The 13,433-nt window shown below is 55.8% G+C and carries 10 protein-coding genes and 2 tRNA genes; 4 read left to right on the top strand and 8 right to left on the bottom strand.

Translation table 11 applies throughout. The features are described from left to right. The first annotated feature begins 9 nt into the window (after window positions 1-9). Both O1722_RS08680 and O1722_RS08675 read left to right on the top strand, forming a co-directional pair. A complete protein-coding gene (locus tag O1722_RS08680; RefSeq protein WP_033486921.1) occupies window positions 10-2,199 on the top strand; it encodes a TonB-dependent siderophore receptor in 2,190 nt (729 codons plus the stop codon). 163 nt (window positions 2,200-2,362) lie between these two features. After that, window positions 2,363-2,438: transfer RNA gene (locus tag O1722_RS08675), tRNA-Asn, on the top strand. A 45-nt stretch (window positions 2,439-2,483) separates the two neighbouring features. Here the strand turns inward: O1722_RS08675 and O1722_RS08670 are convergent. The 4 genes from O1722_RS08670 to nac all read right to left on the bottom strand — a co-directional run bounded on the left by O1722_RS08670 (window position 2,484) and on the right by nac (window position 5,299). Next, complete coding sequence (locus O1722_RS08670; RefSeq protein WP_017383313.1) at window positions 2,484-2,786, bottom strand: helix-turn-helix domain-containing protein; 303 nt, start codon at window positions 2,784-2,786, stop codon at window positions 2,484-2,486. A gap of 4 nt (window positions 2,787-2,790) precedes the next feature. Then, on the bottom strand, window positions 2,791-3,144 hold the full coding sequence (locus O1722_RS08665) for a type II toxin-antitoxin system RelE/ParE family toxin (RefSeq protein WP_017383312.1): 354 nt from the start codon (window positions 3,142-3,144) through the stop codon (window positions 2,791-2,793). Window positions 3,145-3,334: 190 nt separating this feature from the next. Further along, window positions 3,335-4,285 (bottom strand): HTH-type transcriptional regulator Cbl, encoded by a 951-nt coding sequence (gene cbl / locus O1722_RS08660; RefSeq protein ID WP_017383311.1) that lies wholly within the window; start codon window positions 4,283-4,285, stop codon window positions 3,335-3,337. Window positions 4,286-4,381: 96 nt separating this feature from the next. Next, window positions 4,382-5,299 (bottom strand): nitrogen assimilation transcriptional regulator NAC, encoded by a 918-nt coding sequence (nac, locus tag O1722_RS08655; RefSeq protein WP_003859531.1) that lies wholly within the window; start codon window positions 5,297-5,299, stop codon window positions 4,382-4,384. A gap of 320 nt (window positions 5,300-5,619) precedes the next feature. On the opposite strand from nac, the gene O1722_RS08650 reads away from it, so the two are divergent. Both O1722_RS08650 and O1722_RS08645 read left to right on the top strand, forming a co-directional pair. After that, window positions 5,620-5,695 (top strand) — tRNA-Asn (locus O1722_RS08650). 161 nt (window positions 5,696-5,856) lie between these two features. Beyond that, a complete protein-coding gene (locus O1722_RS08645; protein ID WP_000059623.1) occupies window positions 5,857-7,119 on the top strand; it encodes a tyrosine-type recombinase/integrase in 1,263 nt (420 codons plus the stop codon). A gap of 193 nt (window positions 7,120-7,312) precedes the next feature. Here O1722_RS08645 and ybtS read toward each other — a convergent pair whose 3' ends face one another. The 4 genes from ybtS to ybtP are packed head-to-tail and all read right to left on the bottom strand — an operon-like array spanning window position 7,313 to window position 13,419. Then, the gene (gene ybtS / locus O1722_RS08640) at window positions 7,313-8,617 is read right to left on the bottom strand and encodes a yersiniabactin biosynthesis salicylate synthase Irp9/YbtS (protein ID WP_000703040.1); all 1,305 of its coding nucleotides are present in this window, start codon (window positions 8,615-8,617) and stop codon (window positions 7,313-7,315) included. A 27-nt stretch (window positions 8,618-8,644) separates the two neighbouring features. Continuing rightward, window positions 8,645-9,925, bottom strand: coding sequence for a yersiniabactin-associated zinc MFS transporter YbtX (ybtX, locus tag O1722_RS08635; protein WP_479954529.1), 1,281 nt, complete (start codon window positions 9,923-9,925; stop codon window positions 8,645-8,647). Beyond that, window positions 9,918-11,720, bottom strand: coding sequence for a yersiniabactin ABC transporter ATP-binding/permease protein YbtQ (ybtQ, locus tag O1722_RS08630; RefSeq protein ID WP_001446633.1), 1,803 nt, complete (start codon window positions 11,718-11,720; stop codon window positions 9,918-9,920). Before ybtQ ends, ybtX begins: the two co-directional genes overlap by 8 nt. Next, window positions 11,707-13,419: a yersiniabactin ABC transporter ATP-binding/permease protein YbtP gene (gene ybtP / locus O1722_RS08625; RefSeq protein WP_001327262.1), complete on the bottom strand. Its 1,713-nt coding sequence runs from the start codon at window positions 13,417-13,419 to the stop codon at window positions 11,707-11,709. Before ybtP ends, ybtQ begins: the two co-directional genes overlap by 14 nt. Between the last annotated feature and the right edge of the window lie 14 nt (window positions 13,420-13,433).

The raw sequence follows: 13,433 nt of genomic DNA, 5'->3' as shown, positions 1-13,433 counted from the left end.
AACATAACAATGAAACGTTCTCATCTTTGGGTTTTAAATCCGTGCTTGCTTGCCATGCTTTCTACCTCTGCGTGGGCGGAAGAACAAAAGGAAGAAGATATTGTGGTCTCCGCCAGCCGGGCACATCGCAGCGTGGCAGAGATGGCGCAAACCACCTGGGTTATTGAGCGGGCGGAAATTGAGCAGCAGGTTCAGGGCGGGAAAGAGATTAAAGACGTGCTGGCCCAGCTGATCCCCGGCATGGACGTCAGCAGCCAGGGACGTACCAACTACGGCATGAACCTGCGCGGTCGCTCCATGATGGTGATGGTGGACGGCGTACGTCTGAACTCTTCCCGCAGCGACAGCCGCCAGCTCGACTCTATCGATCCGTTCAACATTGACCGTATCGAAGTCATTTCCGGCGCCACCTCGCTGTACGGCGGCGGCAGTACCGGCGGGCTGGTGAACATCGTCACCAAAAAAGGCCAGCCGGAGACCGAAGTGGAGTTCCAGACCGGGGCAAAAAGCGGGTTTAACAGCCATAACGACCATGATGAGAACGTCTCCGCAGCCGTGAGCGGCGGCAATAACAACGCCTCTGGCCGTCTGTCGGTCTCCTATCAGCGCTACGGCGGCTGGTATGACGGCAACGGCGACGAGGTGATTATCGATAACACCCAGACCGGCTTGCAGTATTCCGACCGTATCGACGTGATGGGGACAGGCACCATCAACATCGACGATCATCAGCAGCTCCAGTTAACCACGCAGTACTACAAGAGCGAATCCGACGGCAAGCACGGCCTGTTCCTTGGGGAGAATTTCGCTGCGGTCACGGGCGATGCCAAAGCCTATAATAAAGATAACCTGAACTCTGACCGTATCCCGGGCACAGAGCGTCACCTGATCAACCTGCAATACTCGAACACCGATTTCTGGGGTCAGGATCTGGTTGCGCAGATTTACTACCGTGACGAGAGCCTGACCTACTACCCGTTCCCGACGCTGAGCAAAGGCGCGGTGACCAGCATTGGCGCGTCCCAGCAGAAAACCGATTTTTACGGCGGCAAGCTGACGCTGAACAGCAAGCCGATGGACGACCTGACCCTCACCTGGGGTGTGGACGCCGATCATGAAACGTTCGATGCCAACCAGCAGTTCTTTGACTTGAGCAAAGCGGCGGCGAGCGGCGGCATGGAGCTGGACAATGCCTACAACGTGGGCCGTTATCCGGGTTACAGCATTACCAACCTCGCGCCGTTCCTGCAAGCCAGCTATGACATTGACGCCATCACCCTGAGCGGCGGCGTGCGTTACCAGTACACCGAAAACAAGGTGGACGATTTTGTCGGCTACACCCAGCAGCAGGCAATCGCCACGGGCAAAGCGACCTCCGCTGACGCGGTGCCGGGCGGGAAAACCGACTACAACAACTTCCTGTTTAACGCCGGGATCCTTGGACGTCTTACCGAACAGCAGCAGCTGTGGTTTAACTTCTCCCAGGGCTTCGAGATCCCGGACCTGGCGAAGTACTACGGCTCCGGCACCTATCAGCTGGTCGATGGTCACTATCGCCTGCAAAACAGCGTCAACGTGAACGACTCAACGCTGGACGGTATTAAGGTCAATGCTTACGAGCTGGGCTGGCGCTTCACCGGCGATAACCTGCGTACCCAGGTGGCGGCGTACTACTCGCTCTCGGATAAAACCATCACCATCAACAAGAGCGACATGACCATCAACCTGGAAGACGACAAACGTCGTATCTACGGGGTTGAAGGCCAGGTGGACTATTTCTTCACCGACAGCGACTGGAGCACCGGGGCGAACTTTAACGCCATTAAGTCCGAAACGCGTGAAAACGGGAAATGGGAGAAGCTGACGGTCGACAGCGCCAGCCCGTCTAAAGCCAGCGCATGGGTTAACTGGGCGCCGGGCGACTGGGCCCTGCGCGTGCAGAGCACACAAACCTTCGACGTGTCTGACGCCGACGGTAAGAAGATTGATGGCTATAACACCGTTGATTTCCTGGGCAGCTACGCCCTGCCGGTGGGCAAAGTCAGCTTCAGCGTGGAGAACCTGCTGGACAAAGACTACACCACCGCCTGGGGCCAGCGCGCACCGGGGCTGTATAGCCCAACCTATGGCTCACCGGGTCTTTATACTTATAAAGGCCGTGGACGTACGTTTGGTCTGAACTACTCCGTTCTGTTCTGATCCTGCGCGCCGCCTGCGGGCGGCGCATTTTGCTGTGCAATTTGAAAGCAAATTTGCTATTAAATCATCGGTTTGCTGAAATTCTCGGCAAACGAACAAAAACGATGTTTTCCCCTTTGACAAGGCGCACGCAGGTCGATAATATGCGCCTCGTTCACACGATTCCTCTGTAGTTCAGTCGGTAGAACGGCGGACTGTTAATCCGTATGTCACTGGTTCGAGTCCAGTCAGAGGAGCCAAATTTGAAAAGCCTGCTTTTAGAGCAGGCTTTTTGCTTTTGTGGGTTACAACACAAACTCGTAATGAGAACCATCGGGTAGTTCTACATCCAGCCGTAGCTTCCCTCCGGCGGCCTCAACGTAGCGTTTCAAAGAAGAAAGCTTAATATCGCGTCCTGCCTTTTCCATGACGGCGACAGTAGGTTGTTTAATACCCAACGCCCTGGCCATATCTACCTGCGTTTTTTGCACTTTTTCACGTAACTCGGCCAGATGGATATTGAGCAAAATATCCGTTGCCATTGCCTGTGCGCTGGCAACAACCTCAGGTTTTTCATCTGCAATAAGCTGCTCCAGGGTTCTGCCCATCGCGTTAATTCCTCTCTTTTAATGTGTTCAGCCAGCGAGTGTATTCCCGATCCGCAACGAGGAGCATCTCATCGTAAAATCGCCTTTCATTACCGACCTTATTGCCCGCACACAGTACAATACCCGTACGGTTCGGATCGAAAGCGAAAAATGCCCTCAGCGGATCACCCTTACTCTGGATACGCAACTCTTTCATGTTGCTGTGGCGGGAGCCTTTCAGCGTATCGGCATACGGTCTGGACAGACCCGGTCCCCTCTCCCGCAAAACAAGTAGCGCGGCCAGTACGCTGGCTCTCTCGCTATCGTTTAATGAGGTGAACCAGTCGTCAAACCTGTCCGTAGTTTTAATCGCCCACACGGGACCTCCTTGTACAACATAGATCAAAAACTATATAGATGCAAAACTATAGTGCCGATTATGCAGACAGATTGGCTGGTATGCAGGTTAAGGATGCAAAATATGGAAGCCGTCTTCAGAAATAAAGGAGAAACAGGGTGAAGGGGGAATACAAGCCCGGAAAGCGCAGCGCACCCGGGCAAACGCGTAGTTAAATCTGATAATCAATCGCCACTTCTTCCGGCTCCATCACCTGGCGTTTGATCTCATCTACGGAGAGCCCCGCATTGCACAGCTCGATAAAACGCCACACATAGTTACGCTGAAGCTGCCCGCGCTTCAGCCCGAGCCAGACGGTGTTCGCATCGAACAGATGACGCGTATCCAGACGCACCAGATTACCAGCCTCATATTCTCCGCCAGACTGCTCGGCCACCAGGCCAATCCCCAGCCCTAACTCGACGTAGGTTTTGATCACGTCGGAATCCTGCGCGCTCAGCACCACGTCCGGCGTGAGCCCTTTACGCTTGAACGCTTCATCTATGCGCGAACGCCCGGTAATGCCCTGCCGGTAGGTGATAAGCGGCCATTTGACGATCTCTTCCAGCGTCAACGGTGAAACCTGGTTCAGCGGGTGTTCGGCGGGTAATAGCAGGCTGTGGTGCCAGCGGAACCACGGGAACGCCACCAGCAGCGGGTCATTGCTCAGCCGTTCACTGGCGATACCGATATCGGCCCCACCGTTATGCAGCAGCACTTCAATTTCCTGCGGCGTGCCCTGGATCAGTTCGAGACGTACGTCCGGGAAGATCTCACGAAATGCTTTGATAACCGTCGGAAGGCTGTAACGCGCCTGTGTATGGGTGGTGGCGATAGTCAGCACACCGGAAGCGTCGTTGGTAAAGAGATCCGCCAGCCGACGAACGTTGCTGGCCTCGTTGAGAATGCGCTCAGCGATGGTCAGCAATGCCTTGCCTGGCTCGGTCATACCCAGCAGGCGCTTGCCGCGACGGATAAAAATCTCAATGCCTAACTCCTCCTCCAGCTCGCGGATATGTCGGCTGACGCCCGACTGAGAGGTGTAAAGCATATTGGCGACTTCGGTCAGGTTGTAATCCCGCCTGGCCGCCTCACGAATAATTTTAAGTTGCTGGAAATTCACAATTCACTCCGGCGCATCTGACATAAGGCTATTGTTAGAGTCAGGCGGGCTGGAGAACAAATAATAAAAACCAGCATCTTATGCTTATTTGGAATATCAGCTGACGAGTTGCAGCTCGCGATTTTCCAGCGACGGCTTACTGACCAGAGACATCAGGATCTCTTTCACCGCCTGCGCCTGCGGTGACAGGGAGCCGCGCGCGGACATATTCAACGACAGCGGTAAGCTCATGGATGGCGTGGTGATGCGGGCCATCCAGCCGTTCGCCGCGCTGCACAGTGAACGTGCGGCAGACTCGGGCAGAACCGTTACACCCATGCCGCTGGCAATGGCGGCAGTCAGCGTGGAGATGGAATCAATCTCGCCGATGATCTTCGCCGTCAGACGGCGCAGCGAGAACGCTTCGTCAACGCGCACGCGCACGGCACTGTAGTCGCGCGGCAGGAACAGGTTCATCTCTGCCACAGCGGTTAAATCAATGCTCTGGCCGGGGCAATCACGGGTACCGACCAGGTAAAGATCTTCCTTCAGCAGCGGCTGGCTGGTGATACCGGCAACCGGGGAGCGATCGTACAGCACCGCCATATCCAGCTGACCGTTGAGCAGTTTGTCATTAAGCACGGAACCACTGTTCTCATGCAGATAAACCAGCACTTCCGGTAGCTCCGCGCGCACCGCCTGAAGCAGCGGCATGGTGACAGACGATGCGGCCGTTCCCGGCGCCAGGCCAATGGAGACATGGCCGCTCAGGGTCTGACCCACATTGTGCACGGCCAGCTGCGCCTGTTCACACTGACGCAGGATCGTGCGGGCATGGGTATATAAAATTTTTCCCGCTTCGGTAGGCGTTACGCCGCGCTTGGTGCGGATCAACAGTTGCTGGTCCATTTCGCCTTCCAGAGTCGCGACCTGCTGGCTCAGCGCAGGCTGCGCGATATGCAGCACTTCAGCCGCCTGGGTCAGGCTGCCGATATCGACGATTTTTACGAAGTATTTCAGTCGTCTTAAGTTCATGTTGCCCCCTGTTCGAAAATAGCGTGCCGGTAACGGCTGTGTTGTTAAACAGGTTTTGCAATATGGATGCCAGTTTTTTGCAGCGGGTGTATGTCGCTGCTAAGCGGCTGAAAATAAGGAAAGCCAATCACTGGTGCCTGTTTTGAGACGGGGACAACGGTTTCCGATCTGCCCCATTCGGGGTATATCTGCACAATAATGGTGCATTCCGTTGGCAAAAACGTCACTTTGCTGGTTTTGTCAGCAAACAGTTCAAAGTCGGCGATCCATCCTTTGACAAGGCGTACGCAGGTCGATAATATGCGCCCCGTTCACACGATTCCTCTGTAGTTCAGTCGGTAGAACGGCGGACTGTTAATCCGTATGTCACTGGTTCGAGTCCAGTCAGAGGAGCCAATTTTCTGTTTTCATGCATCCTTGCGAATCTTTATCTGATGTTGATTCAACAGGTTAGTGTGAAAACTCTTCTCGGTGCATTTTGATTTTACCCTACGCATCGGGAAAAATTGGTGGTCAAATCTGGGGTCAGGTTAGTTCGATAATGGAGTGACCCCCATATGTCCCTTACCGACGCAAAAATCCGCACCCTCAAGCCTTCTGATAAACCCTTTAAAGTCTCCGATTCTCACGGTCTGTATCTGCTGGTTAAGCCGGGTGGCTCCCGCCACTGGTATCTCAAATACCGTATTAGCGGTAAAGAATCCCGCATTGCGCTGGGTGCCTATCCAGCCATCTCCCTGTCTGATGCGCGACAGCAACGTGAAGGTATCCGTAAAATGCTGGCGCTGAATATCAACCCGGTACAGCAGCGGGCTGCTGAACGTGGCTCACGAACACCGGAGAAAGTTTTTAAAAACGTGGCGCTGGCGTGGCATAAAAGTAACAGGAAATGGTCGCAGAACACCGCCGACCGTCTGCTTGCCAGCCTGAACAATCACATCTTTCCGGTCATCGGGAACCTACCTGTATCAGAACTTAAACCCCGTCATTTCATTGACCTGCTGAAAGGGATCGAGGAAAAAGGTCTGCTGGAGGTTGCGTCCCGCACACGGCAGCACCTGAGTAACATAATGCGCCATGCGGTCCATCAGGAGTTAATCGATACGAACCCTGCAGCAAACCTTGGCGGCGTGACCACACCTCCTGTCAGACGGCACTATCCTGCCCTGCCGCTGGAGCGGCTGCCTGAACTGCTTGAACGTATTGGGGCATATCATCAGGGCCGTGAACTGACCCGGCATGCCGTTCTGCTGATGCTGCATGTGTTCATTCGCTCCAGTGAACTGCGTTTCGCCCGCTGGTCAGAGATTGATTTCACAAACCGAGTCTGGACGATACCCGCGACGCGAGAACCCATTATTGGCGTGCGTTATTCCGGCCGCGGGGCAAAAATGCGAATGCCGCATATCGTCCCCCTCTCAGAACAGTCCATCGCCATTCTGAAACAGATTAAGGATATCACCGGTAATAATGAACTGATCTTCCCCGGCGACCATAACCCGTATAAGCCAATGTCTGAAAACACGGTCAATAAGGCACTGCGGGTGATGGGTTACGACACGAAAAAGGATATCTGCGGTCACGGCTTCCGGGCAATGGCATGCAGTGCGCTGATGGAATCGGGTTTATGGGCAAAGGACGCAGTAGAACGCCAGATGAGTCATCAGGAGCGCAATACCGTGCGCATGGCTTATATTCATAAGGCAGAGCACCTAGAAGCCCGCAAAGCGATGATGCAGTGGTGGTCGGATTATCTGGAAGCATGCCGAGAATCTTATGCACCGCCTTATACAATTGGTAAAAATAAGTTTATCCCATAATATACTAACGAATCCCACACTCTGGCAAATTACCACCACCTCCACAGGAGGTGGTTCTATATAGACTTTTATCAACTTCATGACGAAAAACACCTATTTTATCCCAAAAGAAGACAATAGAGTCACAGAGGAATCAAAGAGCGACTCAATTGTCTTTGGACAGTCTGGTTGTGAGGTTAGAAAACAGTTACTCCTACACCATTAAATAGGGCGCAATGCTCGCTAATTTCTCCCGGGTTTCTGTCAGTTCGCGTTCCGGCGTAGATTGCGCGATGATTCCCGCCCCCGCCTGTATCCAGCAGCGCTGGCTATCCTGAAATACGGAACGCAGAACTAGCGCTGCATCAAAGCGCGTATCGTCCAGCAGCAGGATTGCGCCGGAATAAAGCTCTCGCGGCGTCTTCTCAATTTGCATAATCGCGTTCAGAGCAGCATTTTTAGGGATACCTGAGGCGGTAATCGACGGAAACAGCACGGTAAACGCATCCCAGGCATCCTTGTTTTCCGCAAGCTGACCGCTCACGCCAGACCCCAGATGCTGAACGCTGCCGCGCTGGCGAACCGACATTAAATCTTCAACCACCACGCTGCCCGGCTGGCAAACGGCCTCCAGTTCAGCAATAGCTTCTTTGACAGAAAGGATATGCTCAAGCACCTCTTTACTGTCGTGCAGCAGTTCTGCCTCTTTCGCCTTATTATGCTCCGGGTTTCCCATGCGATCGCGGGTGCCCGCAAGCGGTTCAGTGACCACTTTATTGCCCGTCACTGACATCACCAGTTCCGGGCTAAAGCCCAGCGCTTCGCGTCCTTCCTGACGGAACATAAACGAGCGCACAGGTGTGTTTGCCTGCCGCCCGTATAACAGCGTGGCGGGCATATCAATCCGCGATGGCAGGGGAATGGCGCGCGAGACAATCACTTTGACATACTCGCCACGGCGGATCTCCGCAACGGCGCGCGCAACCTGTTGTTTATATGCCTCACCATTGAGGGCGGTATCCACCGCCAGTGGTGCGTTCTGCGTCGTTGTACCGGCCTCTTTTACCCACTCGCACAAACGTCGGCACCCGTCGGCGGAGTCCGCATAAACGGTGACATTTCCCTTTTCAAAAATAAGTTCTTCACGGGGAACGGTTAACGTCAGCAGCGGCCACTCCCCGGCGTTAAAGGCAATCCCCCGCGCATGCGCCGCAAAGTTGAACCCAACCTGTCCATATACCCGACGTCCTTTCACCTGAGGATGCGCCATAAAACGACGCGCGCAGTCGGCAATGGAATCCACCGCCCATTTTTGCTCCCCGGCATCATCAATAAATGTCGCCTGCGTTCCGTCGGCATTAATGTGCAGCCGTGCCTGGCACCCTTTGCCTAAATACCAACAGGGTTGACGCTCATAGACATAACACTCTTCTTCTGCGAACTGGCGTAAAACGCCAGAAATCGTCGGTAGCCATTGTTCCTCTGGTAACGCCAGATGTAGAAATTCACTGATTTTCATCCCTTACCTCTCTGTGTTATTCCCGGATCAATCAATTGCGCTTGTCATCAGTTCTCTTGCCGAATGCAGCCGGATATAAGCAACCCACGCCGCCAGCAACGTGAATGCCCCGGCAAACAGGAAGCAGGCCGCATAGCCAAAATGTTGAGCAACAACGCCACCGATAACGCCTGCCAGAATGGCGATTGCCGCGTCAGTACATTGAAAGAGGGTGAAGTCGACACCGGCCTGCAAAGGCGATGAAAGCGACATCAGCGTGGCGTAAAGACAGACCAGCGCGCAGGCCAGCGAAATGGACTGGACAATGACCAGACACTGGAGAATCGGCAGCAGCAGATGACCCGGCGCCATCATGAGCGTCATCACCACCGCCAGCAGCGCGATCCCCTGGACGCCATAAGCCGTCAACAGCGCTCTGCCGGGTGAGGTGTATTTCATCAGCAATCCGCCGGCCAGCGTTCCTGCTATGCCCGCTGCAATATTGCCGCCGCTGAACAGCGCGCCCAATGCGGACATGCTCAACCCATGATCCAACAACAGCGGTGCCAGAAGAGGCAGCACAAACCGCATGCCTGAATTCAGCATCAATACCAGCAGTAAGCCCAGGCGCGCCAGCTTCCTCCTTAGCGCATAACCTAACGCCGGAACATGCGGGATAGTCGCTGTTCGCGTCGGCTCCGTAATGCGCCACAGCGGGAGTGACAGCGCCATAATCAGCACCGCCATCATCAGCATGGCGACAGGCCAGCCGGATGCCGCCGACAGCATCAGGAACACCCCGCCGCCGCACATCATTCCCAGATAGCTGCCGCCGACCTGCACGCTGTTTCCCCAGCCGTAACCCGTGCGGGTCAGTTGATCGACGCAAAAGCCGTCGCTGGCGATATCAATGGTGGAGGCGACCGTGCCTGCCACCATAAACAGAACAAATAACGCGACGATTTGCGTATCGGGGAATCCCCCTTCTCGCCCAAACCAGCCAATCGCTGCGGCAATAGTCAGGATCGCCGCTAGCGCGACCTGACCACGCAGGATTAACATGCGGGAACGGCGTTCCTGGCTACCGGGCGGAAGCCGCCAGCGCTCGATCCATGGCGCCCAAATAAACTTCAGCGCCCAGGGCAGCATAAACAGGGTTGTCGCACCGGCAAGCGCCAGCGAACCGCCAGCAGCGCGCACCAGCGCGGGTAAGGACTGCATAGACAGCGCCGATACCAGACTCTGCGTCACATAGACGCCGGCAATAGCAAAAATCACCCGCCCGGTCGTCAACGTCAGCGGTTTCACATTCGACTGAACATCACTCATGCACCCACTCTCCAGACGCGGAAACCCCGTCGTCGCGCCACACGCGCGCGGCCATTTGCGCCTGCCACAGCGCCTGATAACGTCCATGATGTGAGAGCAATTGCGCATGAGTACCCTGCTCAACCACCTGTCCCTCTTCCATCACCAGAATGTTTCCGGCCCCGGCGATGGTGGATAAACGGTGAGCGATGATAATCACCGTCCGGTTGTGAACCAGGTTATCGATCGCTTTTTGCACCGCCAGCTCGCTTTCAATATCCAGCGCGGCAGTCGGTTCATCGAGAATGACGACCGGCGCGTTTTTCAATAACGCTCTGGCAATGGAAATCCGCTGGCGCTCGCCGCCCGATAGCTGGCCGCCCATCTCTCCCATTGGCGTCAGCCAGCCTTGCGGAAGACGGGAAATAAACTCAAGGCACTGCGCCGCGCGGGCGGCCTCTTCTACCTCCTGCCGCGTCGCCTGTGGGCGCGCGATACGGATATTCGCCAGCAGCGTGTCATCAAACAGCCAGACATCCTGGAAAACAACAGAAATCAGGCTATTGAGCTGTTCCGGCGTCAGGCGGCGAATATCGACGCCGCCAATAGAAATCTGCCCTTGCTGCGGATCGGCATAGCGCATTAACAGTTTGGTGACCGTAGTTTTGCCTGCGCCGGAGGCACCCACCAGCGCGCTCATACTGGCTGCCGGGAACGTCAAAGAAACATGATTAAGCGCGTGGCCGTCGCCTTCTTCGTAGCGATAGCTGACGTTGTCAAAGCGGATATCGTAACGTTCCGGCATCTCGCTTTGCTCTGCGACGGGAAGCGGTGCTATCGCCATAAACCGCTCAATCCGTTGCAGGGCGCTGGCGATCAGTTCCACAACCGAGGTGTAGCTGATAAACATCGCCATCGGTTCTGCGAAGCGCATAATCATCGCGACGGCGGCAATCAAAAAGGCGAGGTTCAGAGTGCCCGTCACTACCCAGACGATCCCGGATAACACCACCACCTGTAGGCCCAACTCCACGACGCTGGCGATCAGCATCGTCGCGCCAGCGCCCTGACGGTGAGTGCGGGTCTGTAAGTTTTCCAGCGCATTGAAATGCGCCAGCAGCGCCCGGCTTTTATCGGCATCGCTGCCGCAGGTGCGCAATACCATCATCCCCTGAGCAAATTCAACGATATCGCCGCTCAGACGCTGGTGCGCTTCCCCCAGCGTCTGCATTTGTCGCCGCATCGCCGGGCGGCGCCAGTAATAAAACGGCACCAGCAGAGGGAAGATCAGCAACATCACCAGCCCCAGCCGCCAGTCTATCCACAATGTCGCCAGCGACGCCGTCAGCGGCGTGACAATGGTGAGCAGCAAAATATTGGCTATCGCAATAACATAATTGAGGTTTTCATCCACGTTGCCCAGCAGCAAGGCGTTCATTTCACCCGCCCTGCCGCGCTGGAGCTTCTCCAGCGGCACGCGGCGTAACTGCTCGCCAAGTCGCAGGCGCAACTCATGGGTGGCCTGCGCCAGATGACCACGGTATTCAAAGCCCAGGCCATACCAGCGTAGCACCAGCGTCACAATTGCGGCGACGCTGAAGGCCATAGCCCAGTTAAGAAGTTGCGGCGCGTCTCCCCGTAACAGCGCATCAATGATCGGATAAAGACAGGCAAAGGCGATCCCCTGCATGAATGCCGCCAGCAACAGCGCCAGCATACTGCGTCGCAGCATCCTGGCCTGACTGCCAACGCTGGAGATAAGCTGGCGCCAGATGACGCGCCAGGCCAGGTTATCCGCAGGATTATTGTCTTTCATTTTCCACCACCTCTTCCTGTGTTCCACCCGGCACCCAATGCTGCGCCTGCTGATAGTGTTGCCAGAGCCGTTGATACAGGCCGCCCTGCGCCAACAGTTGCGTATGGTTCCCCATTTCCCTGAGCTGTCCGTCGGAAAACAGCAATATCACATCGGCCTGAGTCACCATTGAGAGACGATGCGCGACCATGATGACCGTCCGGCCACGCATGGCCGCCGCGAGCGCCTTGATAAGCGCCGCTTCGTTTTCCGGGTCAGCAAACGCCGTCGCCTCATCGAGCACCAGGATGGGGCGATCCTGCAAAAGCGCCCGGGCGATAGTAATGCGCTGCCGCTGGCCGCCGGAGAGAAATACCCCACGTTCCCCGACTCGTGTGTTGTAACCTTCTGGCAGAGCGCTAATAAAATCATGGGCCTGCGCCACTCTGGCCGCCGCTATTACCGCCTCCAGCGGCGTATCCGGCGCGCCCAGACGAATGTTATTGGCTATCGTGTCGGCAAAAAGGAAGTTGTCCTGAAACACAAACGAGAGTTGCTTCATCAGGGTGTCCGTCTGCATATCACGCAGATCCACGCCGCCAATACGGATATGGCCTTTGTCCGGGTCGGCGTAACGCAGCAGCAAGCGCGCCACGGTGCTTTTTCCGGCGCCGCTTGGCCCGACCAGCGCCACAATTTGCCCGGCAGGCACATGAAAGCTCACCTCCTGCAACGCGGCGCCAGTACGCGCTTGCGGATAATGAAAGCTCACCTGCTCAAAGGTAATGCTCGCCTCTTGCGGCTGCTGGTCAGACTGCGGCAGCGATAACTCCGGCATCGCGAGAACCTGATAAATACGCTGAATGCTTAAACGCGTTTGCGCGACCAGGTTATTGAGCATCATCATTGGCATTACGGCTTCGGCCATTCCGCTGCCCAGCAGTAAAACGGCCACCCACGCGATAAAATCGAAACTGCCATAGTGCAACAGGCCGTATCCCGACCAGATCAGGACAAACAGGGTCGGGAGAGGATTCAGAATCGAGAAGGAAAAACGCGCTGAAAAACCGGCTTTGCGATACCAGGTTTTGAGCACATCGACCCACTCTTCAAGGGCGCGTTGATAGCGCAGAAAACTGGTGCTGCCGCTATCAAACGTTCTCACCACGGGCATGGCCTGCACGAACTCAATAACCGCCGCGCTAACCTGCTCGCGCGCCTTATGATAACGCTGAGCCATATCTTCCGAACGCTGGCGGGCGAGCACGAGAACAACCGATCCAAACGCCAGTACCCCCAGCGTCGCGATTGCCAGCCGCCAGTCCAGCCAGAACAAGATAACGATTGTCGCCAGCGGCATGATGATCGCGCGGGCATAGAGCGGCGTGCTGTCGGCCACAAAAATATGTAACGACTTCACGTCATCCAGCATCACTTTCGCCACTGACCCGCTGCCCATTTGCTGTAACACGCCAGGCGGAAGCTGCAATGCTTTACGGGCTAACCTGCTGCGCAGAATGTTCTCCAGATGAAAAGCCGCGTAATGAGAGGTGTTGAACGCCTGTAAGCGCAGAACAAAAGTTAAGACCACGCAGCCGATCACGCCGCCCAGCGGCCAGGCCGGAATAGCGTCAGGCGTCGCGCGAATGTCACGCAGGCTCCACGCCAGAAAAAGGAGCGCCCCCAGGCTGGTTAATGCCGCCAGCCCCGCCAGCGCCATAGCTAAAATAACCT

The sequence above is a fragment of the Enterobacter cloacae complex sp. HYC003_NIDB genome (genome assembly GCF_056673375.1).
The sequence above is the reverse complement of the archived record's forward strand: the minus strand, read 5'-3'. Positions and strand labels throughout refer to the sequence as shown.